Origin of the sequence: Novosphingobium sp. PhB57 (genome assembly GCF_004342985.1) — a bacterium.
Taxonomy (GTDB): domain Bacteria; phylum Pseudomonadota; class Alphaproteobacteria; order Sphingomonadales; family Sphingomonadaceae; genus Novosphingobium.
In genome coordinates this window covers 21,896-47,157 of the sequence record NZ_SMBO01000005.1, presented here as the reverse complement: position 1 = coordinate 47,157, position 25,262 = coordinate 21,896, and the positions used below count along the sequence as shown (strand labels likewise).

The window sequence follows — 25,262 nt, the reverse complement described above, 5'->3', positions numbered from 1 at the left end:
GCATGGCAAGAGCATTCGCAAAGGGTGCGCTGGCCATCTGGCTGGCCGGCGCTTCTGCGGCCGTGTTGGCCGCTCCCCCCAGCCAGACGGCCCTGGACGAGGGCTGGCAGGTCCGCGTCGCGCCGAGCGACAGCGCTGCCGGCAAGGCGCATCCCAAGGCGGCGCGCTGGTTTCGGGCGCAAGTGCCCGGCACGGTCCAGCAGGACCTGATCGCCGCGCGGCAGGTACCCGATCCCTTCCTTGGCACCAACGAGGCGGCGATCCAGTGGGCGGGCCTGACCGACTGGGAACTGCGCCGCACGCTCGACGTCAGCGCGGCGTCGATGAGCCGCGGGCACCTGGACCTCGTGTTCGACGGGCTGGACACTTTCGCGACCGTGTTCATCAACGGCCGGCAGGTGCTCAAGGCCGATAATGGCCACCGGCAGTGGCGCGTCGCGGCCAAGCCCTTCCTGAAGCAGGGACGCAACGAGATTCGCGTGCACTTCGCCTCGCCGATCCGCACCTTGCAGCCGATGGTACTGGCCGAGGCCCATCCGCTGCCGGGCGAATACGATTCCGCCTTCGGGGATGAGCCCAAGGGCAAGCAGACCTCCGCCTATATCCGCAAGGCCAAGTATCACTACGGCTGGGACTGGGGCCCGCGCATCGTGAACCAGGGCATTTCCGGGCCGGTGCGCCTGGAAGCCTGGGACGAGGCGCGGCTTGGCGCTTTCGAAGTGGTGCAGGAAGCGCTCGGCAAGGACGAGGCGCGGCTGGTCGCTAAGTTCCGCGTGGTGGCGGACAAGCCGGGCAGGGCGCAGTTCACCGCCCGCGTGACCGGGCCGGACGGGCAGGCGCTGGCGCCGGTTTCGCGCGAGGCTTCGTTCGATGCGGGCGCAAGCACCGTCACCGTGCCGCTGACCGTTACCGCGCCGAAGCGCTGGTGGCCGGTTGGCTACGGGGATCAGCCGCTCTACAAGGTCTCGGGCGAGATCGCCTCGGGCGCGGGCGCCGGATCGAAGGCAGCGCGCAACTTGGGCCTGCGCGATGTCGAACTCGTGCGCGGAGACGGCGCTTTCGGCTTCCGCGTCAATGGCGTGACCGTTTTCGCCAAGGGCGCGAACCTCATTCCCTTCGACATGTTCCCCTCGCGGGTGACCGACGCGAAGATGCGCGGCTTGCTGGAGGATTCCCTCGCGGCGAACATGAACATGATCCGCGTCTGGGGTGGCGGCTACTATCTGCCGGACAGCTTCTACGACATGGCGGACCGCATGGGCCTGATGGTCTGGCAGGACTTCATGTTCGGCGGCGCGCTGCCGCCCGCCGATGCGGCCTACCGCGAAAACGTGCGGATCGAGGCCGATCAGCAGGTCGAGCGGCTGGGATCGCACCCCTCCATCGTCATCTGGGCGGGCGGCAACGAAGTGCTGTCCGGCTGGGAGACCTGGAGCGACCGCAAGGCCTGGAAAAAGGCCGTCGGCCCCGACGAGCATGAGCGCATGGCGACTTCCATGACCGTGCTGTTCGACCGCGTGTTGCGCGGCGCCGTGAGCGATCACGCGCCGACGACGCCTTATTGGCCGGGCTCGCCTTCGACCGATTACGAAGGCCCGGTCGATACCGATGGTGCAGGCGACCGCCATTTCTGGGATGTCTGGTCGGGCTCCAAGCCGGTCGAGAACTATACGCTCTCCTGCCCGCGCTTCATGTCGGAATATGGCTTCCAGGCGATGCCCGTGATGGCGACGATCCGCGGCTTCGCGGGCGATGCGGCTGAGGCGCCGGACAGTCCGGTGATGAAGGCGCACCAGAAGTTCCTCGCGGGCGAGGGCAACGAGCGCCTCAGGTTCTACCTCGACGCCCGGCTGCGTCCCGCGAAGGATCTGGCGGACTTCGTCTACCTGACGCAAGTGAACCAGGCGCAGGCCATAGACCTTGCCGCCCGCCATCACCGTGCCTGCGCGCCGGTGACGCTGGGTTCGCTCTACTGGCAGCTCAACGACGTCTGGCCCTCGATCTCCTGGGCGAGCGTGGACTATGACGGGCGCTGGAAGCTGCTGCACTATGCGGCGCGGCGCTTCTTCGCGCCGCAGGTGGTGGTAGCCGAGCACAAGCAGGACGCCACCAGGGTCAGCTTCGCGTCGGACGCGACCAGCCCCGTTGCGGCGGAGTGGCGGTTGACCGGCTATGGCATGGACGGCGCGAAGCTTGGCGAAGCGGGCGGGGCGGTGACGCTGGCTCCCACGACCGCCACTGCCGTTCCCGATGTGTCGGACGCGCAAGTCTTCGCGAGCGCTCCGGCAGAGGCAAGCTATGCGGTGGCGGAACTGGTGGTGGGCGGCAAGACCGTCTCGCGCCAGATTGTCGAGCGCGCCTTGCCCAAGGCCATGGCCTATCCCGCGCCCGGCCTTTCCGCCACCTGGGACGGCAAGGCGGTGACCATCACCGCCAAGGCGCTGGCCCGCGCGGTCATGCTCGATTTCGGCGCGGTGGATGCGAGGGCCTCGGACAATGGCTTCGATCTGCTGCCGGGCGAAAGCCTGCGGATCGAGATCAGCTCGAAGGCCGATGCGGCAGCTCTGCGCAAGGCGCTGGTGCTGCGTACTCTGGCGGGAGAAAAGTGATGAAGGCCCTGTTCCCGATCACGCTCGCCATGGTCCTGGCCGCGCCGCCGGTCGCGGCGCAGGAGGCCGAGGCCGATCAGGCCGTGCTTGCCGCCATCGCCAAAGCCGATCTCGCCGAAAAGGCGGACCAGCTCCAGAGCACCGCCCCTGCCGCCAAGGCCATGGGATTGCCCGCCTACGACTGGTGGAACGAGGGCCTCCACGGCCTCGCCCGCAACGGCGTCGCCACGGTATTCCCGCAGGCCGTGGGCCTGGCCGCCACTTTCGATCCGGCGCTGATGGAGCAAGTGGGCACCGTCGTCTCCACCGAGGCGCGGGCAAAGTTCAATGCCAAGTCCGTGAATGCCGACCGGCGCATCTACGAGGGCCTGACCATCTGGTCGCCCAATATCAACATCTTCCGCGACCCGCGCTGGGGCCGGGGCCAGGAGACATACGGCGAGGACCCGTTCCTCACCGGCTCGCTGGCAGTGGGCTTCATCAAGGGCCTGCAAGGGCCGGACCCGCTCCACCCCCGCGTGATCGCCACGCCCAAGCACCTCGCCGTCCACTCCGGCCCCGAGGCCGGGCGTGACAGTTTCGACGTGGACGTCAGCCCGCAGGACCGCGAGGCGACTTATCTTCCCGCCTTCCGCAAGGCGGTGACCGAGGCTAGGCCGCTCTCGCTGATGTGCGCCTACAACTCGACGCACGGCGTGCCCGTCTGCGCTGACGATGCGCTGCTCAACGGCACTTTGCGCCGCGACTGGGGCTTCAAGGGCTTCGTCGTGTCGGACTGCGATGCCGTGGCGAACATCTGGATGTTCCACAATTACCGCTATGACGCTGCCGAAGCTTCGGCAGCGTCGATCAAGGCGGGCACCGACTTCGACTGCGGCACGACGTATGCCGCGCTTACCCAGTCGGTGGCGCGCGGCCTGCTCAGCGAGGCCGAAGTGGACCGCGCACTCGCCCGCTCGCTGGAGGCCCGCTACAAGCTCGGTATCGCTTTCGGCGCAAGCAATCCGTGGGCGAAGATCAAGCCTTCCGAGGTCGGTACGCCCGCCCACCGCGCGCTTGCGCTGGAGGCTGCGCGCAAGTCGGTGGTGCTGCTCCAGAACGAGAACGGCCGTCTGCCGCTGAAGGCCGGCACCCGCCTCGCGGTGATCGGCACCAATGCCGACGATCTCGCGGTGATCGAGGCCAATTACCACGGCACCGCCGCCGATGCCGTGACCCCGCTGGAAGGCATCCGCCGCCAGTTCGGCGCGGCCAATGTCGCTTATGCGCAAGGCTCGGTACTGGCCGAGGGCGCGCCGGTGGTCGTGCCGGAAACTGCGCTTGTCGCGGACGGCAAGCCGGGGCTGAAGGCCGAATATTTCGACATGTCCGGCAAGCGCGTGCTGGCCCGGCAGGATCGCCGGGTGGACTTCAACCTCACGCGCACCGCCCCCAAGGGGCTGGATGCCAAGGGCTTCAAGGTGCGCTGGACCGGCGCGCTGGTTCCGCCGGGGCCGGGCACGTATCGCCTCGCGCTCGACATTCCGGCCTGCTGGAAGGACTGCACGCGGCATGACGACGTGCGCCTGACCTTGGGCGACAAGGCACTCCACGCCGGGGTTCTCGGCAAGCAGCGGGTCGAATTCGACGTCGTATCGGACGGCACGCCGCAACCGATCAGCCTTGAACTCGACCACTACGGCGAGGACGAGGGCCTGCGCCTGATGTGGCTGCCGCCTGCCGATATCCAGCGCGCGGAGGCGGTGAAGGCGGCTGCGCAGGCCGACGCCATCGTGGCTGTGCTGGGCCTTTCGCCCGATCTCGAAGGCGAGGCGCTGCAAGTGCAAGTGCCCGGCTTCGTCGGCGGCGACCGCAGCGACATCGCCTTGCCCGAACCACAGGCCGAACTGCTGGCCGCACTCCACGCCACCGGCAAGCCGGTGATAGTCGTGCTGACGAGCGGCAGCGCGGTTTCGATCGATCCTGCGATGGCCGATGCGGTGATGGAGGCCTGGTATCCGGGCGAGGCGGGCGGCACTGCCATTGCCGAGACGCTGGCCGGGCGCAACAACCCCTCGGGCCGCCTGCCGGTGACTTTCTACAAGTCCACCAGCGACCTGCCGGCATTCGTCGACTATTCGATGAAGGAACGCACTTATCGCTACTTCACCGGCACGCCGCTCTGGGGCTTCGGCCACGGGTTGAGCTATACGACTTACGGCTACGAAGGTGCCAAAGTCTCCGCGCCCGCCCTGGGTCAGCCGGTGACGGTCACGGCCACCTTGCGCAACCTCGGCGGCATGGCGGGCGAGGAAGTGGTGCAGGCCTATGTCGTGCCGCCCGTGATCGAACCGCATCCGATCATGACGCAGGGTGTGCTTCAGCGCCAGCTTGCGGCCTTCACGCGGGTGTCGCTGGCGGCGGGCAAGTCGCGGGAAGTCTCGCTGACCATCGATCCGCGCAGCCTTTCGGTCGTGGACCGCCGGGGCACGCGCCGGGTCGTTCCGGGCGATTACAAAGTGTGGATCGGCGGCGGACAGCCGGGTGACGGCGCGGGTGCATGGGTGCAGTTCACCCTGAGCGGACAGGCACAGGAGCTGCCGAAGTGACAAGCATGACGAACCTCGATCGCCGCAGCACGCTTGCCGGGATGGCAGGCGCCGCCGCGCTCGCCCTTCCGGCCACGGCCCGCGCGGCGACCATCCCCATGCCGCAAGGCGGAGGCCGCCCCCCTGTGGCGGACCGTCGTTACGTCAGCCGCGCGGTGGAGGCGGAGATCGACCGCGTCTCGCGCAAGATCGCCGACCCCAAGCTGCGCGCGATGTTCGTGGGCTGCTATCCGAACACGCTCGACACCACGGTCTACATGGACACGGTGGACGGCCGCCCGGATGCTTTCGTCATCACCGGCGACATCCCGTGCCTCTGGCTGCGCGACAGCACGGCGCAAGTGCTGCCCTACCTCCATCTGGTGAACAAGGACCCGGCGCTCACTGCCCTGTTCCGGGGTCTGATCGCCCGCCAGTCGCGCTCGATCCTGATCGATCCTTACGCCAACGCCTTCATGCGCGATCCCGCGGCGAAGACGAACCTCTCGTGGTCCCTGAAGGACCAGACCGAGATGAAGCCCGGCGTCGCCGAGCGCAAATGGGAGATAGACTCGCTTTGCTATGCGATGCGGCTCGGCTTCCGTTACTGGCGCCAGACGCAGGACAAGCTGCCCTTCGACGAGACCTGGGCCGAAGCCTCACGCGCCTGTGTGCGCACTTTCCGCGAGCAGCAGCGCAAGGGCTCGCCCGGCCCCTATCGCTTCCTGCGCACCAGCAACCGGCCGACCGAGACCATGCAGCTCGACGGCTGGGGGGCGCCGAGCCGCGCGGTGGGGCTGATCCACTGCGGCTTCCGCCCTTCGGACGATTCCTGCACTTATCCGTTCCTGATCCCGGCCAATCTCTTCGCGGTGACATCGCTGCGCGAGATGGCCAGCGTTGCCGAGCAGGCGCGGGGAGATAGCGCATTGGCGGCCGACGCCTGCGCTCTGGCGAACGAAGTGGAAGCGGCGCTGCGGCAATGGGGCACGATGCTGTTGCCGGACGGGCGCCGGGTCTGGGCCTACGAAGTGGACGGCTTCGGCAACGCGATGTTCATGGACGATGCCAATGTCCCCTCGCTGCTGGGCCTCGCCTTCCTGGAATGCGTGCCTGCCAGCGATCCGCTCTGGAAAGTCACGGCGGAGGCCTGCTGGTCCGAAGCGAACCCCTACTTCTTCCGGGGATCGAAAGTGGAGGGCATTGGCGGGCCGCATGTCGGGCTGGGGCAAGTCTGGCCGATGAGCCTGATCGTGCGCGCGCTGTCGAGCAGCGACGACCAGGTGATCCGCGCCATGCTGCGCATGCTGCGCGACAGCGACGCGGGCACCGGCTTCATCCACGAGGCGGTGGACAGCAACGACCCCTCGAAATTCACGCGCGACTGGTTCGCCTGGGCCAACGGCCTCTTCGGCGAACTCCTGGTCAAGCTGGCCGACACCCGGCCGCAACTGCTCTCCGCGCCGCTTTGACGCGCGGCAGTCGTTATTAAGGGACTGAACGATGGACTTCTCCCGCCGCCGTTTCCTCGCCACTTCCGCCGTCGGGGCCGCCGCGTTCGGCGCCGATGCTGCGCAGGCCGCGCGCGAGCCCGCTGCGCCTCAGCCCTCCGGCGCCGTCCCCTCACCGCGGCAGTGGAACTGGCACGCCTATGAAATGTACGCCTTCGTGCACTTCGCCATGAACACCTTCACCGACAAGGAGTGGGGCTTCGGAGACGAGGACCCGAAGTGGTTCAATCCCACCGATTTCGACCCCGACCAGATCGTCGCGGCGGCGAAAGTGGCGGGCATGCGCGGGGTCATCCTCACCGCCAAGCACCACGACGGGTTCTGCCTCTGGCAGACCCGGCTTACCGAACACTCGATCCGCAACAGCCCCTACAAGCAGGGCAAGGGCGATATCGTCGCGGAAATGTCCGAGGCCTGCCGCAAGGCGGATATGCTGTTCGGCGTCTATCTTTCGCCCTGGGACCGCAATCACGCCGAATATGGCCGCCCGGCCTATATCGACTATTACCGCCAGCAATTGACCGAACTCTGCACCCGCTACGGCAAGCTGTTCGAAGTCTGGTTCGACGGCGCCAACGGCGGTGACGGCTACTACGGCGGCGCGCGTGAGGCGCGCAAGATCGATGCGCCGAAGTATTACAACTGGCCCTCGATCGTGAAGCTGGTGCATGAGCTTCAGCCCGATGCCTGCACTTTCGACCCGCTCGGCGCGGATATCCGCTGGGTCGGCAACGAGGACGGCGTGGCGGGCGATCCCTGTTGGCCGACGATGCCCAACGTGCCTTACGAGCAGGCGACTGGCAATTCCGGCCTGCGCGGCGGCGAGATCTGGTGGCCTGCCGAGACCGACGTGTCGATCCGTCCCGGCTGGTTCTATCACGCCGACGAGGATTCCAAGGTCAAGGATCCGGCACGCCTGATCCGCCTCTACGACGAATCCGTGGGGCGCGGCACCAACCTCAACCTGAACCTGCCGCCCGATCGCCGGGGCCGGATCGCCGACCAGGACGTAAAGATCCTGAAGTCGTTCGGCGATGCGATCCGCGCGACTTTCGCGAAGGACCTTGCGCAAGGCAGCGTCGCCCATGCCAGTGCCACGCGCGGCGGCCGGGTCGCGCCCGCCAATGTCACGGACGGGCAGCGCGAGACGTACTGGTCCACCCCCGACGGCGTGCTCACGCCCACACTGACGCTGGACCTCGCGCCCGGAACGCGCTTCGATGTCGTGCGCCTGCGCGAATATCTGCCGCTGGGCATCCGCGTGACCCGCTTCGCCGTGGAGGCGGAGATCGACGGCCAGTGGCAGCGCCTTGCCGAGAAGGCATGCATCGGTGCCCAGCGCATCCTCCGCCTGCCGCAGCCGATCGCGCCGCGCCGGGTGCGTCTGGTCGTGCTCGAAGGCAGCGCCGCCCCGGCCATCTCGGAATTTGCGCTGTTCGCCAGCGCGGCGCCGGTAGACGTGCCGCCGATCGTCTCCACCGACCCCACCGTGCTCGACTCCACGAAGTGGTCGATCGTCGCGGCCAGCGCGCCGGGCGCGGAGCGCCTGCTGGACAATGACGCGGCGACGATCTGGAAGCAGCCCGCGCCCCAGACCGGCAAGCCCGCGCGCGTCACTGTCGATCTCGGCGCGCGCAGTACGCTGGCCGGTTTCACGCTGACGCCATCGCGGCAGGTCATGGCCGATGCCGCTCCGCCCAAGGGCTTCGTTGCCGAGACCAGCCGCGACGGCAAGACCTGGACGCGGGCCGCAGCCGGAGAGTTCGGCAATATCGCCTATGCCCTGGCCACCCAGCGCATCGCTTTCGCCAAGCCGGTGGATGCGCGTTACTTGCGGCTCACTTTCGCGGAAACGGCGCTTCCCGCGGGCAATCTGGCGATCGCCGGGATCGGCGGCTTCGTGGCTCGATAGGCGCGCCTAGTTCCCGGTGTCGGCAGTCGCGGCGAGTTTGTCCTGGAACTGCTGCGCCGCCTGCTCCAGCCGGGCCGCACCGACATCGAAAGTCCAGCGGCGCAAGGCGGGTGGCCCGGCCAGGCCGAGCTGCTGGAGCCGGCGGTGCGACCGCAAGGCCGAGACGAGGCCGTCCACCATGTGCCCCGGCGCGCCGGCGGTGGCCGCCGCGGGGATGCCGCTGTCAAGCATGCCGGGCGCGAAAGCGGCGCTGTCTGCCCCGAGCGCCAGGGCGAATGTCGCTGCTGCCCGCACGGCCTCCTCAAGGCAGGCTGTCGACCACCCCTCCGGCTCGCCGAGACCGACGAGCAGGAGGCGTTTCGCCGCGAGGGGCTGCGGGGGCGCCGCGATCAGCAGGCATTCGCCGAGCCTGCCGCGGAAATGCCCTTCGCGTCTCAACTGCAGGAGCTTTCCCTGAAGGGCCTTGTCGAGGTGCGCCAGGCCTCCGGTGAGGCTGCCTGCCGGCTCGCGGGTGAAGATCCCGGCGCAGGAAAGGTCGACTTCGGCACCGACCGCGTCCCAGGCCGCGACGTCGATGGACGTGCCGAAGGCCGCGCCGATCTTCCGTAGATTCACCGTATCTCTCCGTTGTCGCTGCCGGGCAGGGGAAGCCTGAGACAGCCGGGGCGGCCGGTCAATGCACGGACAGCGAGAAAGAGGCACGCACGAGGTCGGCCACCGAACGCAGTTCCATCTTGCGCATGAGGCTGGAGCGGTGGAGTTTTACCGTGATCTCGCTGATTTCGAGTTCCCAGGCGATCTGCTTGTTCATCAGACCGCGGACCACGCCTTCCATGACCTGGCGTTCGCGCGGTGTCAGCCGGTCGAAGCGCTGCGTCAGCGCGTGCCGGGTGCGGTTCGCGCTGCGGCGCTCGGTGTCGATCTCCAGCGCATAGTCGATGGCGCCCAGCAGGTCGCCTTCGTCGAAGGGGCGCGGCAGGAAGTCCACCGCGCCGGCCTTCATCGCGCGGACGGAGAGCGGGACTTCGGCATGGTCGGTGACGAAGACGACCGGGATCGGTTCGCTGCGGCTCTTCAGCCGGGCGATGAGTTCGAGCCCATCGATCGAGGGCATGCGCACGTCCGCGACGATGCAGCAGGGCGCCTCGGGCAGCGGCTGATCGAGCAGCGCCCCGGCCCAGGCGAAAGTCTCCACGGCATAGCCTTCCTCGCGCAGCAGCGAGCGAAGGTGCGAGCGGGCTTCGCTATCGGCATCGACGATCAGGACGCGTCCCCGGGTGGTGGCTTCGTCCACACAACCGTGCATCGCTTCGCTTGTCACATGAATCATCGCACTACTCCTGCTGGCGGCGCAGAAATGGTTCAAAGTGAACACAACGGGCAATCCCCTCTTTTGGGGGGAATTGCCATCGCGCGGCGGGAGAGCGTAGAGGGAAGCCATGGAAAACAGCGATTTTCAGCCCCCCATCCGCATCGCCGTGGTGGACGACCACCCCCTGCTGCGCGACGGGATCATCGCCGTGTTCTCGACCCAGCCCGACCTGGAACTCGTGGCGGCAGGCGAGGATGGAGAGGCTGCCGTGCGCCTCTTCCGCGAGCACCGGCCAGACGTCATGCTGCTCGACCTGCAGATGCCGAATGTCGACGGGGTGGAGGCGATGACGCGGATCCTTGCCGAGTTTCCGGAGGCGCGGATCCTCGTGCTGACCACATATTCGGGCGACGGCCGCGCCACGCAGGCGATCAAGGCCGGGGCCTCGGGCTATCTGCTGAAGAACAGCCTGCGCACCGAGCTGCTCGACGCGATCCGGTCGATCCACCGCGGCGGCACGCATTTCGACCGGCAGGTGTTCGGCGCGGCGGACCGCGAGGCCAAGCGCCTCACCGCGCGCGAAAGCGACGTGCTGCAACTGGCCGCCTCGGGCAATTCGAACAAGCAGATCGCGGCGCGGCTGTCGCTCTCCGAAGAGACGGTCAAGGGCTACATGAAGGCGATCTTCGCGCGGCTGGGCGCGATGGACCGCACCCATGCCGTGGCGATCGCCGTGCGCAACGGCTTGATCGAACTCTAGATCGGATCGGCAGCCGGGGGCTAGCGATAGGCGATCTTCGCGGGCAGGGTCAGCCGGATCGAAGTGCCTTGCCCGGCGGCCCTGGCGATGGCGAAGGATCCGCCCAGCCGCTCCAGCCGCTCGCGCATGCCGGTAAGGCCGAAGTGCCCGTCGCGCCCTCCTGCGGCGCGCACCTCTTCCGGCAGGCCGATGCCATCGTCCACCACGCGCAGGGAAAGGCGGTCGCGGCCGTGGTGGATCTCGATGCGCACCAGGCTCGCCTGCGCGTGCTTGACGGCATTGGCCAGCGCCTCGCCCACGGCGAGTTCGATTTCCTCCGCCACCGGCGCGCCGACGAGCTGCTCGGGGCCGTCCACCCGCACTTCCCAGGGCAGGGCATCGCGCACCACCCGCTGCGCGCAGGCGCGCAAGGTTTCGGCGATGCACTTGGGTTCGGCATCCTCGCGCAGGCCGCGCACCCGTTCGCGGCCGTGCAGGAGCACGTCGTCGGCCCGCTCCAGCGCGTCCTCGATGGCGGTATGCGCGGGGGTGCCGGGCGTGGTCAGGTGAAGCACGGTCTGGAAGCGCAGCATCAGGCCCTGGAAGCCCTGGAGCAGCGTGTCGTGCAGATCCTGCGCGATGCGCTCGCGTTCGGTCACGCGTTCCTCGATGCGATCGCGCATGGCCTGCATGGCCAGCCGCATGCGCCAGCGGAACAGCGCATAGATGCCCAATGCCAGACTGAGGAACACGGCCAGCCGGAACCAGCCGGTCTGCCAGAAATAGGGCGCGATGACGAAGCTCGTCACCGCCTCGCGCCGGGCCCAGGGACCGTCGCCGGTGGCGGCGGTGACGTGGAAGCGATACGTGCCCGGGCCAAGCCCTGCATAGTCCACGCGGCGGCGCCCTCCGGCATCGACCCAGCCCTGGTCGACGCCGTCCAGCCGGTAGCGGTACCGGTTGCCTTCCGCGTCGGCCAGGCTCAGGCCCACGTAGGACAGGCTGACGCGGGACGTTCCCGCCGGCAGGCGCGTGCCGGTGAGCGGATAGCCGCGGCCGTCCACTTCCAGCGCGGTGACGTGGACCGGCATCTCGGCCGCTCCGGCGGCGATGCGCGAGGGATCGACCTGCACCACGCCGGTGCTCGTCACGAACCACAGCCGCCCTTGCGCGTCCACGGCGGCATCGTTGGCGGAATAGGGTTCGGTACGGGCGCGGATCGCGCCGTTCTGCCCGAAGCGGGCGAGCGGGATCGGCCTGCCCGGGCGCGCGAAAGCGGCCTCCAGGTCCGGTTCGGCGATGCGGATGATCCCGCCCGAGGAGATCAGCCAGTAATGGCCCGCCACCCGGACGATCCCCATGACCCCGGCAAGCCAGGGGTAGGTCCGCGCGCTCAGTTGCTGGACGCGGCGCCCGTCATAGCGCGCCAGCCCCGCCTCGCCGCCGATCCAGGTCTTGCCGTCCATCTGCTTGAGCATCCGCACGAAGCCCACGCCGGTCTTTTCTCTCTCCCCGTCGTGCCCTTCGTCGTCGCTTCCCGGCCAGAGGGGCGTCGTCTTGCCGTCCTGCACGCGGGCGAGCAGCCGCAGCGGCTGGTTGATGACGAAAGTGTTCGGGCCGGTGACGACGAAGGTGGTGGCCGGCGGCAGACTTTCGTCCTTGATCCAGCGCCGGCCTTCCAGCCGGAACATGCCGGAGGCCGATACCGATTCCCACAGACGCCCTTGGTGATCGGCGGCGCAGGCCTGGCCGAACTGGCGCTCATGTTCGAGCGGGCCGATGATCCGGGTCAGGGTGGACCCGCGCACGAGATACTCGTTCTTGTAGGTCAGGACGTAAGCGCCCACCCCTGCCACCGAGCAGACTTCGGACAGCAGGCTGGAACGCAGGATCAGGTCCGCCTTGCCGTCGATGATCCGGTACAGGCCCTCGTCGCCGCCGATATAGAGCGAGCCGTCCGGCCCCGTCGCGATGCCGGTGCGGACGCCCTTGATCGCGGAATAGTGTATGACCGGGGAGCGCACGAAGCGGTGCAGACCGTCCGGCGCGCCGCCCCAGATGGTGCCTTCGGAATCGCGCAGCAGCGTGGAGACCTGAACGGGATAGGTCTCCGCCCGGCTCATGGACAGATCGCTGCCCGGCACTGTCGCCAGCCCGGCGGCATTGCCCGCGACCCACAGCAGATTGTCGGCATCGAACAGCAGGTTGCGGATGCCGTCGCCGCCGCCCAGCGGCTCGCCGAACGCGATGCCGGTGGGCAGGAAGCCGCGCGGGCCGAGCTTCTGGAGCCCGTCGCTCGAAAAGAACCACATGGTGCCGGCGCGGTCCTGGCCGAAGGCAGGGCCAAGGTTCATCAGGCCCGGCACGACCTCGAAAGTGCGGCTGTCGCGGGGCAGGCGGCGCAGTTCGGGGTTCGATGCGATCCACATCGTGCCGTCGTTCTGGCGGAACATGCGCACCAGCGGACCATCCACGTCGATCACGTCCCAGCGACCCTTCACCAGGTGGCGAAGCTGCGATCCGAAGCCGCTCCACGCCGAGACCCAGACACTGCCGTCCGGCGCGGCGACGATGTCGGTAACGCGTCCGCGCGGCTTCTTTTCCGGGTTGGCGCCGCGCAGCTTGCCATCCTTCAGCCGGGCGATGCCGCCGAAGGCGTAGCCCACCCACAGGCTGCCGTCGGGCGCCGCGGCCAGGGCCGTGACCTGCCGGGCGCGGAAGTTGTCGAAGTCCTCGGGATCGACGCGCTGGAATTTCAGCCCGTCGAAGCGATAGAGCCCGTCACCCGAGCCAAGCCAGAGGAAGCCGTCGCGGGTGCGGGCCATCGCGCGGATGTCGGGCGGGGCGCCGTCGGCCAATGACCAGTGACGGCTGCTGTAGCCCGGGATCTCCGTGGCCGGGGATGCCTGGACGGCGGGCGCCGGGACGACCGCCCCGAAAATGACGGGGCCGAGCAGGGCTGCCAGCGACGCCAGCCGGTGGAGAAAGGGTCGGGCAGGGGCTCGATCGGGACGCATGGCGCGCGCATTGCATGGCGGCCGGCGGCGGACAAGCAAACCTTGGTATGGCCCTGCGCACAAGGCGATTTGGAGCGCTTTCAGAACCGGAAATTGCTTTCGAGGCCAAGCATGTGGATGGTCTTGGCCGATCCGGTCTCGCGGATGAAAGCGCCGGGTGCGAAAGCGGAAAGCGAGGCGGAGATTTCCAGTTCGGCGCTCGCCTGCCAGGCCAGCGTCATCTCCACTTCCTTGCCGACGAACTTCGCGCGGCTGTCTCCGGCGTCGCGGACCAGGTTGCCCGGGACGTCGTAGATCCCGTCCTCGCGGGAATAGCGCCAGTAGGCCATGGCCGCGAGGCTGGCCGAGACGGTGGGGGCCAGTTGCAGGCCCAGCGAGGAATAGGCATTGACGATGTTGTAGGGTCCGACCGGCGAGAGTTCGCCGAAATACTTGCCCTTGGGAAACATGGCATTGAAAGTGCCGAGGCGGCTGTCCTGGCGCGTGTCCCCGGACTTGTCGCCGCTCACCACATTGACGCGCAGGGTAAGGTCGGGCGCCAGCGGCGCGTCTGGGAAGGCGCGGCCCAGTTCGGTGCCCAGCGTCCAGGCCGAGATCGGGCCATTCGCGAAGCGGCCGAACTGGTAGACGCCCTCGACGTTCCAGTGCCAGTCCTCCCGGCTGCCGTGCCAGCGGGCACCCAGGCTGTGGCGGGTCTCGGTGCCGCCGCGCGTGCCCCAGTGCGCGGCATCGTTGCGATAGCCGAGGTAGTAGAGGTCGAGGGCGGGCAGCGCGGCATAGGCACCCCAGAGCGCCTCGTCAGGCGAGGTGCGGTCGTTGAGATCCCCCTTGCGCGCCTGCACCGGCCTTACCGCCAGCAGGCTGACCGTCGCCGCGCCCAGGGCCACGTCCGCGCGAAGACCATCGAAGGCGAGCGGCACGTTGGGGCCGTAGCGTGTGCCGACCAGCCGCTCCGTGCCGAGCGACAGCATCTGCCGCCCGCCGCGCAGGGTTACGGGGCCGAGGTCGGCCTCGGCAAAACCCTGCAGGAGATCGATGCCCGACCCGTCGACCGGGCCGGGCGCTGGCGCGACGCCCGCCGAGGTCGAGGCGATGGGCTGCACGAAGGCGCGGAGCTTGCCGAGGTGGAGATCGGCATAAGGCAGGGCGCGAAACCAGACATAGCCGTCGTCAGGCGCCTCGGCGCTGCCCCAGAGGTTGTCGTCGTAGTTCTCGTTCCGCACGCGCAGTTCGATGCCGGTGGAGAGCCAGGCGTCGTCGCCGAGAGGGATGTACTTGAACGGGCCGGTCCAGTGGTGATCGCGCTTCTCGGCGTCTTCTAGGTCCGACCAGTCCTCGTCGTAGCGCGTGATGGACAGGGTGGGGGCCTCCCACGCTTCCTTCGGCGCGGCCTGGGCGGTGGTGGGCAGCAGGGCCGCGAGAGAAAGCGACAGCGCCGCCAGCCGTCGTCCCGGACCCGATCCGGGACCGCTGGCCGCGCCGCGCCATGCCCGCGAAAGGGCGCCTGAGGACAGGCGCCGGTCCCGGATCGGGCCCGGGACGACGAGGTCAGGCACCGCCGGCCCCCTTGCGCGCCAGGATCGCCACGAGCACGAACCCGCCGACAAGGCCCATATGCTCGAAGAAGGCGTTCATCGCACCGAAGCGCTCGGGGCCTTCGGGCATGGTCCAGAAGGCATTGGCCACCAGCGCCGCGAGGAAAGTGAACACGCCGAGCATCCCCGCGCCCAGCCAGACCAGCCGGCCCTGCAGGACCAGCCGCCCTCCAAGGACGAGAAACGCGCCGATCAGTTCGACGGTGATGGTCAGCCCGGCCCAGAGCGCGGGCGGGGTCAGGCCGAAGTGGCTCTGCTCCGCCAGCGCTGCGGGCCAGTCGCCCAGCTTGTCGACCCCGCCCACCAGGTAAGCGCTCACCAGCGCGAGGCGGGCGAGGAAGGCGGTCGGCTTGAAGTCCAGCACGGCGCCCACGAATGCGAGCCGCTCTGCCGGAGGCGTGCGATCGATCGAAGGGAGGCCGGACATGGCTTATGCTCCCTGGTGGATTTCGGCGACGTAGCCGCCGGGGAAGCGCACGATGGCGGTCTGGCGGTGGTTCGCGGTGACGGGTGCGACCAGGGTCTCGGCGCCTGCCGCCTTGGCCTTGGCGAGAGTGGCAGCGAGATCGCTCACGGCATAGCCGGTCATGTCGCGGCCGTAAGGCCAGGGCAACTGGCCGTCGGAAACGTAGACCACCATCTTGCCGTAGCCGCTGTCGATCGAGACGCGGCGGACGGTCTTGCCGGGTTCGCCGATCTCGGCGCCGCTGGCGGCCTTGTCGTCGGCGGTGACTTTGGCATGGGCGAAGCCGGTCCAGCTCCTGATGAAGGCATCGGCGGCATCGACGGTCAGGTAGATACGGTTTTCCGGCACGGTTGCGAGCTTGGCGTAGTTCGGCTTGGCGGTGTGCCAATAGAGCTGCATGTTCACGCCGCCCGGCCATTGCACCACCGAATCCCGGCCGATGGGATCGGGGAAAGTCTCCAGACGGCGCACCGCGCCGTGGCTCCGGGCCGACTTCACGGCGGCGTCGATGTCGGTGACCAGATATCCGGTGCGCTCGTCGCCGAAGGGATAGGGGATCGGCGTCTTGAAGCCGAAGACCGAGATCGTGCCCGCGGGCGTCAGTACCAGTTGCGACTTGGTGAGGCTCGTGGTCGGCGTCACCTGGAATTCGCCCTGCTTGCTGGTGGTGCCGCCGAAGGTGGCGACGAAGCTGGCGACGAAAGTGTCGAACTGGTCCTGCGGCACGTAGACGTGCGTGGTGTCGTACTGGGCGCCGACCGAATAGTCCGCCGTCGGGGCCGCGAAGGCGGGGGTGACGATGGGGCTGGCCGCCATTACGGCAGTGGCAAAAAGGAGGGCAAAGCGCTTCATCGAAGGTCTCCTTGAGAAATTTCCGGGGGGCACGTTTCGTCGTCGTCTCGGTCGGCCCTCGCTGTGTGAGCGGGGCTTGCGAGATCGGTTTAAGGTGCGGACGAACAGCTATCGATCCGAATAATATCGTCCGATATGTTCGATATTTTGGAATAGTATGTGATGAACCCCGCCGCATGCGGCAGGGCTCGTCGAAGCTAGACGGCCCAGCAACCGCAGCCGAGTGCGCCCCAGAACGTCTGGACATCGGCGGCCGGGACATTGGCGCCCAGTGCAGAGGCGTGGTCATGGCCGTGCACGCCGCAGGAACTGGCGCAGCCGCAGGCCGAGGCGAGCTTCTGCCTGGCTTCGGGCGTCTGGTAATAGCCGCCGAACGTCGCGACCGGCGACCAGTCGGGCATCGGGCGCGGCAGTTCCGGGGCGAGCGGGCGATAGTCGCCCTCGCCGTGGACGACCTTGCCGCCCAGCACGGTCAGCACTGCGCGAATATGGACGATGTCATGCTCGGGCACGGAGAAGAAGTCGTCGGAGAGCAGGGCGAGGTCGGCAAGCTGGCCGGCCTTGATCTGGCCCTTCTTGCCGATCTCGTTCGAGAACCAGGTGTTCTCGTGCGTCCACATCGCCAGCGCCTTTTCGCGGGTGACGCGGTTGGCGTTGGGGTAGAGGCGCAGGCCGCCCACGGTGCGGCCGGAAACCAGCCAGGAGAGCGAGACCCAGGGGTTGTAGCTGGCGACGCGGGTGGCGTCGGTGCCGGCGCCCACGGGGATTCCGGCGGAGATCATCTTGGCGATCGGCGGCGTGCGCTCGGCCGCCTTGGCGCCGTAGCGCTCGACGAAATCCTCGCCTTGATAGGCCATGCGGTGCTGCACGGCGATGCCGCCGCCCAGCGCGGCGATGCGGTCGATATTGCGGTCGCTGATGGTCTCGGCATGGTCGAAGAACCAGTTGATGCCTTCGAGCGGAATGTCGCGGTTGACCTTTTCGTAGACGTCGAGCGCGCGGCCGATGGTCTCGTCATAAGTCGCGTGCAGGCGCCAGGGCCAGCGGTGCTCGGCGAGCAGGCGGATGACGGGTTCCAGATCGCCTTCCATGCTGGGCGCCATGTCGGGGCGGGGCTGGCGGAAATCCTCGAAGTCGGCGGCGGAATAGACCAGCATCTCGCCCGCGCCGTTGTGGCGGTAGGTGTCGTCGCCCTGTCCCGGCGTGACCTGCTTTACCCAGCCGGCGAAGTCCGCGAGTTCCTCTTTCGGCTTCTGCGTGAAGAGGTTGTAGCTGATGCGGACGGTCAGCTGATCTTCGGCGTGGAGCTTCTCGATGATCTCGTAATCGTCGGGATAGTTCTGGAAGCCGCCGCCCGCGTCGATCACGCCGGTGACGCCGAGCGCGTTGACTTCGCGCATGAAGTGGCGGGTGGAATTGATCTGGTATTCCTGCGGCAGCTTGGGGCCCTTGGCCAGCGTGGAATAGAGGATCGTGGCGTTGGGCTGGGCCAGCAGCAGGCCGGTGGGGTTGCCCGAAGCATCGCGCACGATCTCGCCGCCCGGCGGGTTCGGCGTATCCTTGGTATAGCCGACGATGCGCAGCGCGGCGGCATTGAGCAGGGCGCGGTCGTAGAGGTGAAGGATGAACACCGGCGTATCGGGCGCGACCGCGTTCAGTTCCGCGATCGTCGGCAGGCGCTTTTCGGCGAACTGGTGCTCGGTGAAGCCGCCGACCACGCGGACCCACTGCGGGGCGGGGGTGTTGTCGACCTGCTTCTTCAGCATGGCCATGGCGTCGGCCAGGGTCGGCACGCCGTCCCAGCGCAGTTCCATGTTGAAGTTCAGACCGCCGCGGATGATGTGCATGTGGCTGTCGATCAGGCCGGGGATCAGGCGGCGGCCCTTGGCGTCGATCACGGCGGCGCCGGGCGCGGCGGCCTCGCGCGCTTCCTGTTCGCTGCCTACGGTCAGGAACTTGCCGTCGCGGATGACCACGGCTTCGGCCTGCGGATTTTCGCGGTCGAGGGTGGTGACCTTGGCGTTGACGATGATCGTGTCGGTCATGACGGCTTCCTTGGAACGTGCGGATTGGGAGAATAGTGAGGGCAGGAGTGAGCTGGCAGCCGCTCCGGCTATGGTCTGTCGGCGGGTGATCATGCTTCGGCCTTGTGGTCGGCCGTGCGGCAGGGGAACTTGTCCCCTGGCAGGCGTCCCAGGACGTGCTTGCGGCAATCTGTCTGCACGTAGTGGGCGACTTCCTCGTGCGCCCAGATCTTCTTCGCGAGCGGGACGATCTGTTCGCCGAGGAGAATGCCGAGCAGTCCCAGCAGGGCGATCATCGGCGGGGCGGGCGAACGCACGCCGAGGAGACTGTAGACCACACCCACCAGCAGCCCGGCAGCGATCGAGAGAAGGTAGGCTTTCATGGCTTTGGGTTCCTCGAACGTTCAATCGGTTCCCCGTGTCGTCATTGCGCGGCGGAAACCGCCCTGGATTGCTTCGCTACGCTCGCAATGACGAACGATGGAAAGCGACGTTCCTATCAGCCCTGCACGAAGGCGAGCAGGTCGGGGTTGATCATGTCGGCATGGGTGGTCAGCATGCCGTGCGGATAGCCCTCGTAGATCTTGAGCGTGGCGTTCGGCAGGATTTCCGCCTGGAGCACGCCGGCGTTCTTGTAGGGGACGACCTGGTCGTCATCGCCGTGGAGGACCAGCGTGGGGACGGTGATCGCCTTCAGGTCGTCGGTCTGGTCGGTTTCCGAGAAGGCCTTGATCCCTTCGTAATGGGCCTTGGCGCTGCCCATCATGCCCTGGCGCCACCAGTTGTCGATCACGGCGGGCTTCACGTCCGCGCCTTCGCGGTTGAAGCCGTAGAACGGCCCTGCGGCGACATCGCGGAAGAACTCGGCGCGGTTGGCGGCAAGGCCGGCGCGCAGGCCGTCGAACACGTCCATGGGCAGGCCGCCGGGGTAGGCCTCCGTCTTGAGCATGATCGGCGGCACGGCGCTGACCAGCACGGCCTTGGCGACGCGGCCCTGCGGAATGCCGTAGCGGGCGACATAGGCCGCAACTTCGCCGCCGCCGGTGGAGTGGCCGATGTGCACGGCGTTCCTGAGGTCGAGGTGTTCGGCGACGGCGGAAGCGTCGGCGGCGTAGTGCGCCATGTCGTGGCCCTCGCTCACCTGCTCGGAGCGGCCGTGGCCGCGGCGGTCATGGGCGACGACGCGGAAGCCCTTGGAGAGGAAGAACAGCATCTGCGTGTCCCAGTCGTCAGACGAGAGCGGCCAGCCGTGGTGGAAGACGATGGGCTGGGCGTCCTTCGGGCCCCAGTCCTTGAAGAAGATTTCGACGCCGTCCTTGGTGGTTACGTAACCCATGATGCTGATCCTTCGATGTTGAGAGTGAAGTCTTCGCGGGAAAAAGGAGGTAGGGACCGGAAGCCTTGTCCGTGAGGGCCGGATGGGGGGTATCTGGCCGCCGGTCCCGAGCTTCAAATCAGTGACCGCCTTCGGATGCGCCGAACATGGTCTTGGCGTAGTTGATACCGATACCGTAGGCGCCGCCCCACTTCTTGGCGATTCCGGTGGTGCTATCGTAGGTTTCGGTGCGGGCCCAGTCGCGCTGCAGTTCGAGCAGGTACTGCAGCGAGGTCATCGGCACGGCGCCGAGCTGGATCATGCGCTCCACCGCGCGTTCATGCGCTTCGGTGGAAATGTCGCCGCAGGCATCGGTGATGACATAGGCCTCGAAGCCCTGGTCGATGGCGGAAGCGACCGGCCCGACGATGCAGACCGAGGTCCAGAGACCGGCAAAGACGATGCGGGGCTTGGCGATGCGGTTGATCTCGCAGATCACGGCTTCGTCTTCCCAGGTGTTCATCGAAGTGCGGTCGAGCATTTCCTGGCCGTCGAAGGCTTCGGTGATCTCTTCGAACATCGGGCCGGAAAAGCTCTTTTCGGCAACCGTGGTGAGGATGGTCGGAACATTGAAGGACTTGGCGCCGCGCGAGATCAGGGCGGCGTTGTTGCGCAGCAGTTCGGCCGAGATCGACTTGGTGGCGAAGGCCATCTGCGACTGGAAGTCGATCAGGACAAGCGCGTGATTGTCGGGCGAGATCAGCGACTTGCCGGGGGTGGCGGTGGCGGTCGGCGTAGCGGTGATGGTCATTGCGGGTCTTCCTGTCTGCTGGCCGTCGCGGCCCGGTGAGAGTGTTCTGGAGCGAATTGGCCGTTCCAGAAAGACGTATAAAATCGATCCGATAGTTCGATTAAATTGAAATGTACGAAGGGGCGGGTGTTGCTGTTGCGACTTGCGAGCAGCATTTGACCCCAAACGGGGCCCGAGCGAAATTAACCGTTGGTATAGCCTCGAACGGGGGGAGGCCCGGTCTGATTGGGGCGGGGCTTTTCGGGGACAGCGGGGCAGGAAGCGCCGCGAAGGACGGGGGCCGGGAGGATGGCGTGCGGCAGTAATGCCCGGCGCGGGTCATCGCGGCGCGGGTCGCTGCCCGGTCGTGGGCGCCAGCACTGTCGGCGTCATCCCGCAGGACGGCCGGGTAGCAATGGGAGCGCGGCCGGGCCGTCAGCCCGCGAGTGTCTTCATCGCGGCGACGAGGCGGTCGATATCGGCCTCCGCCGTGAAGATCGCGGGGGTCACGCGCACGCAGGCGCCGCTGGCAAGGCCTTCGCGGTGGACGGTGAAGATGCCGAAGCGATCGAGCAGCGTGGCCGCCAGCGCCTTGTTCTGTACCACGCTGGTCTGTCCGCGCAGGCGGAACGAGGTGAGGGCGCTGGTCAGGCGCGGATCGGCGGGCGTCAGGATCTCCAGGCCGGGATGGCCGCGCAGGGCCTCGGCCCAGCGGTCGCGCAGGAAGCGCAGGCGTGCCTCCTTGGCGCGGATGCCGATGGCCTCGTGGAAGTCGAGCGCGTCGGCAAGCGCGAGATAGCCCGCGAAACTGGCCGTGCCGGTATGGACGCGGCTCTGCGTGCCATGGTCGGGATTGCCCACCTCGCTCATGTTGGGATCGATCGCGTCCAGCCGGTCCTTGCGGATGTAGACCAGCCCCACGCCCATCGGCGCACCGATCCACTTCTGGCAGGTAAGCCCCACGAAATCGGCCCCCAGTTCGGGGAGCGTGAAATCGAGCTGGCCCCAGGCATGGGCGGAATCGAGAATCACGTCGACCCCGCGCGCGCGGGCAAGAGCAACGATTTCCTTCACCGGCGTGACCAGGCCGCTGCGATGGCCGACATGGGTCAGCAGCATCAGGCGCACTTTGGGGTTCGCCTCGAGCGCACGGGCATAGGCGTCGATCAGGCCCTGGTGAGTGGCGGGTTCCGGCAGCGCGAAAGTCACAAGGTCGGCGCCGCGGCGCTGCTTGAGCCAGCGGAACGCGGCCTGGGTGCTGTCGTAGTCGAGGTCGGAATAGAGCACCTGGTCGCCGGGACGCAGGTGGTTGTAGCCGGCGATCAGGGTTTGCAGCGCCTCGGTGGCGCCGCGGGTGAAGGCGATTTCTTCCGGCTCCACGCCGAGGATGGCCGCGGCGCGGGCGCGGACCGGCAGGATGTCCTGCCAGAACCCGCGCCGGGCGTAGTAGGAATTCTCGGCATTCACTTTGGCCAGCTTGCGGGCATAGGCCTGCTCGACCGGGCGGGCCATCGAACCCCAGTTGCCGTTTTCGAGCTGCACGATGGCTTTCGTGACATCGAACTGCGCGGCGACTTGTGCCCAGTAGGCACTGTCCTGGGGGTCGATGGTTTGAGGATCGGCGGGAACGGCGCGCCGAAGCTGCGACCCGAGGGGCGCCGTTCCCGCACTCGCGCCGGCCGAAGCGGCCGGGGCGGCGAACAGGGGAGAGAGAAGGCCGGTAGCCATGGCCCCGGAGATCAGGGTGCGGCGATGAATCTCGGTAGCCATGGCCTTGGACCTCCTGCTCAGAACGACACGTCGACGCGGGCGTAGTAATTGCCGCCGTTGGTGTCGTAGGGGGCGTTGCGTGAGTAGACGAGGCCGCGGCTGGCCTGGAACGTCGCCTTCTCCGGGTACTTGTTGAACAGGTTCTCCGCGCCGACGCGTATGGACAGGCCGGGGCGGAATTCGTAGGTCACCCCTGCATCGACGAAGGCGATGCCGCCGAAGTCCTGGAAGATGTCGCCGCTGGCATTGCCGCTCGAATCCGTCCAGCCACCGTAATAGCGAAGGCGTCCCATCAGCGAGACCTTGCCCAGCGTGTAATTGAGCGTGGCCACGGCATTATGCTCGGGCAGGCCCTTTTCGTACTTCACGCGGGTGGTGTCGCTCTGGGCGATCTGGCTGGAGACCACCTTGGTCTGGGTGTAGCTGTAGGACGCCGTGGCATCGAGCACGCCCGGGCCGACCGGGTGCTTGTACGAAACCACGAAGTCCACGCCGCGCGTGCGGGTATCGTAGTCGTTGGTGAAGAACGTGATCGTGCGGTAGTCGGCCGCCTGGCTGATGCCCTGGGCGATGAGGCTGGCCTTGATCGCGTCGGTCAGGACATAGCTGGGCGAGACGCTGAAGCGGTTGTCGACCTTGATCTGATAGGCGTCCACCGATCCGGACAGGCCGAAGCCCGTGCGCCAGACGAAGCCTGCCGTGGCCGTCTTCGAGGTTTCCGGCTCCAGCGCGGTGGCGCCGAAATACTGCGCGACGGGGTTGAGCGGCGAGAGGCGGCCGGTCGTGTAGAGCAGCAGCGTGGTGGTATCGAGGCCCTGCGAGGTGCTGGTCGAGTTGATCTGCGCCGGGGTCGGGGCCTTGAAGCCGGTGGAATAGGACCCGCGAACCGCCAGGGCGGGCGAGAGTTCGTAGCGAGTGGAGAACTTGTAGTTGAAGCTGTTGCCGAAGCTGGAATAGTCCTCGTCGCGCAGCGCGGCTTCCACGCTCCAGGCCTCGGTGACGGGGACCGTCACGTCGAGATAACCGGCATAGCTGGTCTGGCTCCACGAGCCGGCCTGAAGATCGGAGAAGCCCGGGAAGCCGTTCGACCCGGCGGCCAGGCCGTAGGCCGCACCTTCGCCCACGGCATAGGAGGCCTCGTCCCCGGCGCGGATCCGGTAGGTTTCCACGCGGCGTTCGGTGCCGAAGGCCACGGTCACCGGCTTGGCGAAGATGGGCAGCGACAGGTTATAGACGCCGTCGGCGTTGAGGTTGAACTCGCGCTGGATGTTGCGGCCGAGGTAGAAGTTCAGCGGGCTGTCCGGGCCGAGCGAGGCATTGATCGAGTTGTGCAGGTAGAACGCGGTGGCGTTCTGGCCGAACGAGCCCGAGAGGTCCCAGCGGAAATCGCCCGACTGGCCGCCGCGAATGCCGCCCACCGTCTGGAAGTCGGTATAGCGCACGCCTTCGCTGGGTGCGAAACCGGCGGGGTAGATGTCGTTGACGTCGAAGCCGGGGAAGGCGGCCGTCTGGTTGTAGACCGAGGTGGTGGTCGCCGGGTTGCGCCAGTTGATGTCGGACCAGCCCTTGCCCTTGCCGAACGTGCCGAAGCCGTAGACTTCCACATCGTCGCCGATGGGTTCGGCGGCATCGACCGCGAACTTGATGGTCTGGAGCTGCGGGTTGCCCCAGCGCTGGACCGGGTCCTTCACGGCGATGCCGGTGGCGTTCGAGAAGTCGATCGCGTCCTGGCGCTGCTGGCTGCGCGAGGTGGGGTTGGTGTCCGCGAATTCGCCCGTCACCACGAAGTGGCCACCGCCGGGAAGGGCAAAGCCCGCGCGCCCGCCAAGCTGCACCTGCTCGCCGTCGCCCTTGTAGTATTGCGACCCTTGCGCATAGGCCGAGAAGCCGGGCTTGGTGTCGAACATCACGTTGATGACGCCGGCGATCGCGTCGGAGCCATATTGCGCCGAGGCGCCGTCGCGCAGCACTTCGACATGGCCGATCGCGAACGAGGGGATCTGCGCCAGGTCGGTCGCCTGGGCGCCGCTGTTGAGGAATGACGAGCGGTGGAAGCGCTTGCCGTTGACCATCACCAGGGTCATGTCGGGCGAGAGGTTGTTGAGCGAGGCCGGGCGGATGAATTCAGGGCCGTCCGAAGCGGGCAGCTTCTGGACGATGAAGGCCGGCACAAGCTGCGTCAGCTTCTCGTCCAGGCGCGCGGTGACCGTGGACTTGACCTGCTTTTCGGACAGCGTGTCCACCGGCGAAAGCGCGGTGAACACGGTCTGCGCCTGCGCACGGGTGCCGGTGACGATGATGTCGCTGCCCGCGTCATCGGTGGGCGTGGCGGCCCGGCCGCCGCGCGGGGCGGGCTCCGAGCGGTCTTCCTGCAGGCCGAGGACCACGGTCTTGCCGTCATCCTTCTTCACGGCGAGACCGGTCCCGGCGATCAGGCGGCCCAAGGCGACCTGGCGCGTCATGTGGCCGCTCAGCGCCGGAGCGCGCAGGGTGCCGATGGTGGCGCTGGGGAAGAAGATCTGGACTTGCGCCTGGCGGGCGAACTGCGTCAGCGCGCTGGAGAGCGGCTGCGCGGGAATGGCGAAGGCATGGGCCTCGGCGGCCATGGCAGGCGCGGCGAAGACGGGAGAGGTGGCGCAGACAGCAGACGTGGCAAGCAACGCCGCGAAAAGCGGCGCGCGGCGAAACCGTGCGGACATGGATGAACGACCCTTTTGAAAGGCGCCGATCTGCGCCTCTGCCCTTCCAGACGATCCGGCCGGTCGGAACCGCCAAGGGCCGGT

17 protein-coding genes are annotated in these 25,262 nt (G+C 67.7%); 5 read left to right on the top strand and 12 right to left on the bottom strand.

The window, feature by feature from the left end; all coding sequences use genetic code 11:
- The first annotated feature begins 2 nt into the window (after positions 1-2).
- Genes EDF58_RS15705 through EDF58_RS15690 form a run of 4 tightly spaced genes read left to right on the top strand, consistent with a single transcriptional unit; the run spans position 3 to position 8,599 of the window.
- On the top strand, positions 3-2,609 hold the full coding sequence (locus EDF58_RS15705; protein ID WP_132267309.1) for a glycoside hydrolase family 2 protein: 2,607 nt from the start codon (positions 3-5) through the stop codon (positions 2,607-2,609).
- Positions 2,609-5,197 carry a glycoside hydrolase family 3 C-terminal domain-containing protein gene (locus tag EDF58_RS15700; RefSeq protein WP_243654296.1) on the top strand — a complete coding sequence of 863 codons (2,589 nt, stop codon included), beginning with the start codon at positions 2,609-2,611 and terminating at the stop codon, positions 5,195-5,197. Before EDF58_RS15705 ends, EDF58_RS15700 begins: the two co-directional genes overlap by 1 nt.
- Positions 5,198-5,202: 5 nt before the next feature.
- A complete protein-coding gene (locus EDF58_RS15695) occupies positions 5,203-6,648 on the top strand; it encodes a glycoside hydrolase family 125 protein (RefSeq protein ID WP_243654336.1) in 1,446 nt (481 codons plus the stop codon).
- Between the two features lie 31 nt (positions 6,649-6,679).
- On the top strand, positions 6,680-8,599 hold the full coding sequence (locus EDF58_RS15690; RefSeq protein WP_132267307.1) for an alpha-L-fucosidase: 1,920 nt from the start codon (positions 6,680-6,682) through the stop codon (positions 8,597-8,599).
- Positions 8,600-8,605: 6 nt separating this feature from the next.
- On the opposite strand, the gene EDF58_RS15685 is transcribed toward EDF58_RS15690, so the two are convergent.
- Together EDF58_RS15685 and EDF58_RS15680 are read right to left on the bottom strand one after the other, a co-directional pair.
- Positions 8,606-9,214 carry a M17 family peptidase N-terminal domain-containing protein gene (locus tag EDF58_RS15685; RefSeq protein ID WP_165921446.1) on the bottom strand — a complete coding sequence of 203 codons (609 nt, stop codon included), beginning with the start codon at positions 9,212-9,214 and terminating at the stop codon, positions 8,606-8,608.
- A gap of 58 nt (positions 9,215-9,272) precedes the next feature.
- Positions 9,273-9,929 (bottom strand): response regulator, encoded by a 657-nt coding sequence (locus EDF58_RS15680; RefSeq protein WP_243654295.1) that lies wholly within the window; start codon positions 9,927-9,929, stop codon positions 9,273-9,275.
- 109 nt (positions 9,930-10,038) lie between these two features.
- On the opposite strand from EDF58_RS15680, the gene EDF58_RS15675 reads away from it, so the two are divergent.
- A complete protein-coding gene (locus EDF58_RS15675; protein WP_132267303.1) occupies positions 10,039-10,671 on the top strand; it encodes a response regulator transcription factor in 633 nt (210 codons plus the stop codon).
- Positions 10,672-10,691: 20 nt separating this feature from the next.
- On the opposite strand, the gene EDF58_RS15670 is transcribed toward EDF58_RS15675, so the two are convergent.
- The 10 genes from EDF58_RS15670 to EDF58_RS15625 all read right to left on the bottom strand — a co-directional run bounded on the left by EDF58_RS15670 (position 10,692) and on the right by EDF58_RS15625 (position 25,178).
- Positions 10,692-13,667 (bottom strand): sensor histidine kinase, encoded by a 2,976-nt coding sequence (locus tag EDF58_RS15670; protein WP_132267301.1) that lies wholly within the window; start codon positions 13,665-13,667, stop codon positions 10,692-10,694.
- A gap of 80 nt (positions 13,668-13,747) precedes the next feature.
- Positions 13,748-15,109, bottom strand: coding sequence for an alginate export family protein (locus EDF58_RS15665; RefSeq protein ID WP_132267855.1), 1,362 nt, complete (start codon positions 15,107-15,109; stop codon positions 13,748-13,750).
- Positions 15,110-15,215: 106 nt separating this feature from the next.
- Entirely contained in the window at positions 15,216-15,689 is a 474-nt protein-coding gene (locus EDF58_RS15660) for a DoxX family protein (RefSeq protein WP_132267299.1), read from the bottom strand.
- Positions 15,690-15,692: 3 nt separating this feature from the next.
- On the bottom strand, positions 15,693-16,580 hold the full coding sequence (locus EDF58_RS15655; protein WP_132267297.1) for a glyoxalase: 888 nt from the start codon (positions 16,578-16,580) through the stop codon (positions 15,693-15,695).
- 197 nt (positions 16,581-16,777) lie between these two features.
- Complete coding sequence (locus tag EDF58_RS15650; protein WP_132267295.1) at positions 16,778-18,625, bottom strand: amidohydrolase; 1,848 nt, start codon at positions 18,623-18,625, stop codon at positions 16,778-16,780.
- Between the two features lie 89 nt (positions 18,626-18,714).
- A complete protein-coding gene (locus EDF58_RS15645) occupies positions 18,715-18,987 on the bottom strand; it encodes a DUF1427 family protein (RefSeq protein WP_132267293.1) in 273 nt (90 codons plus the stop codon).
- Positions 18,988-19,103: 116 nt separating this feature from the next.
- Complete coding sequence (locus EDF58_RS15640; RefSeq protein ID WP_132267291.1) at positions 19,104-19,940, bottom strand: alpha/beta hydrolase; 837 nt, start codon at positions 19,938-19,940, stop codon at positions 19,104-19,106.
- A 118-nt stretch (positions 19,941-20,058) separates the two neighbouring features.
- The gene (locus EDF58_RS15635) at positions 20,059-20,730 is read right to left on the bottom strand and encodes a hydrolase (RefSeq protein ID WP_132267289.1); all 672 of its coding nucleotides are present in this window, start codon (positions 20,728-20,730) and stop codon (positions 20,059-20,061) included.
- A gap of 414 nt (positions 20,731-21,144) precedes the next feature.
- Entirely contained in the window at positions 21,145-22,479 is a 1,335-nt protein-coding gene (locus EDF58_RS15630) for an aminotransferase class V-fold PLP-dependent enzyme (protein ID WP_243654294.1), read from the bottom strand.
- Positions 22,480-22,496: 17 nt separating this feature from the next.
- The gene (locus EDF58_RS15625) at positions 22,497-25,178 is read right to left on the bottom strand and encodes a TonB-dependent receptor (protein ID WP_207913019.1); all 2,682 of its coding nucleotides are present in this window, start codon (positions 25,176-25,178) and stop codon (positions 22,497-22,499) included.
- Positions 25,179-25,262 lie beyond the last annotated feature (84 nt).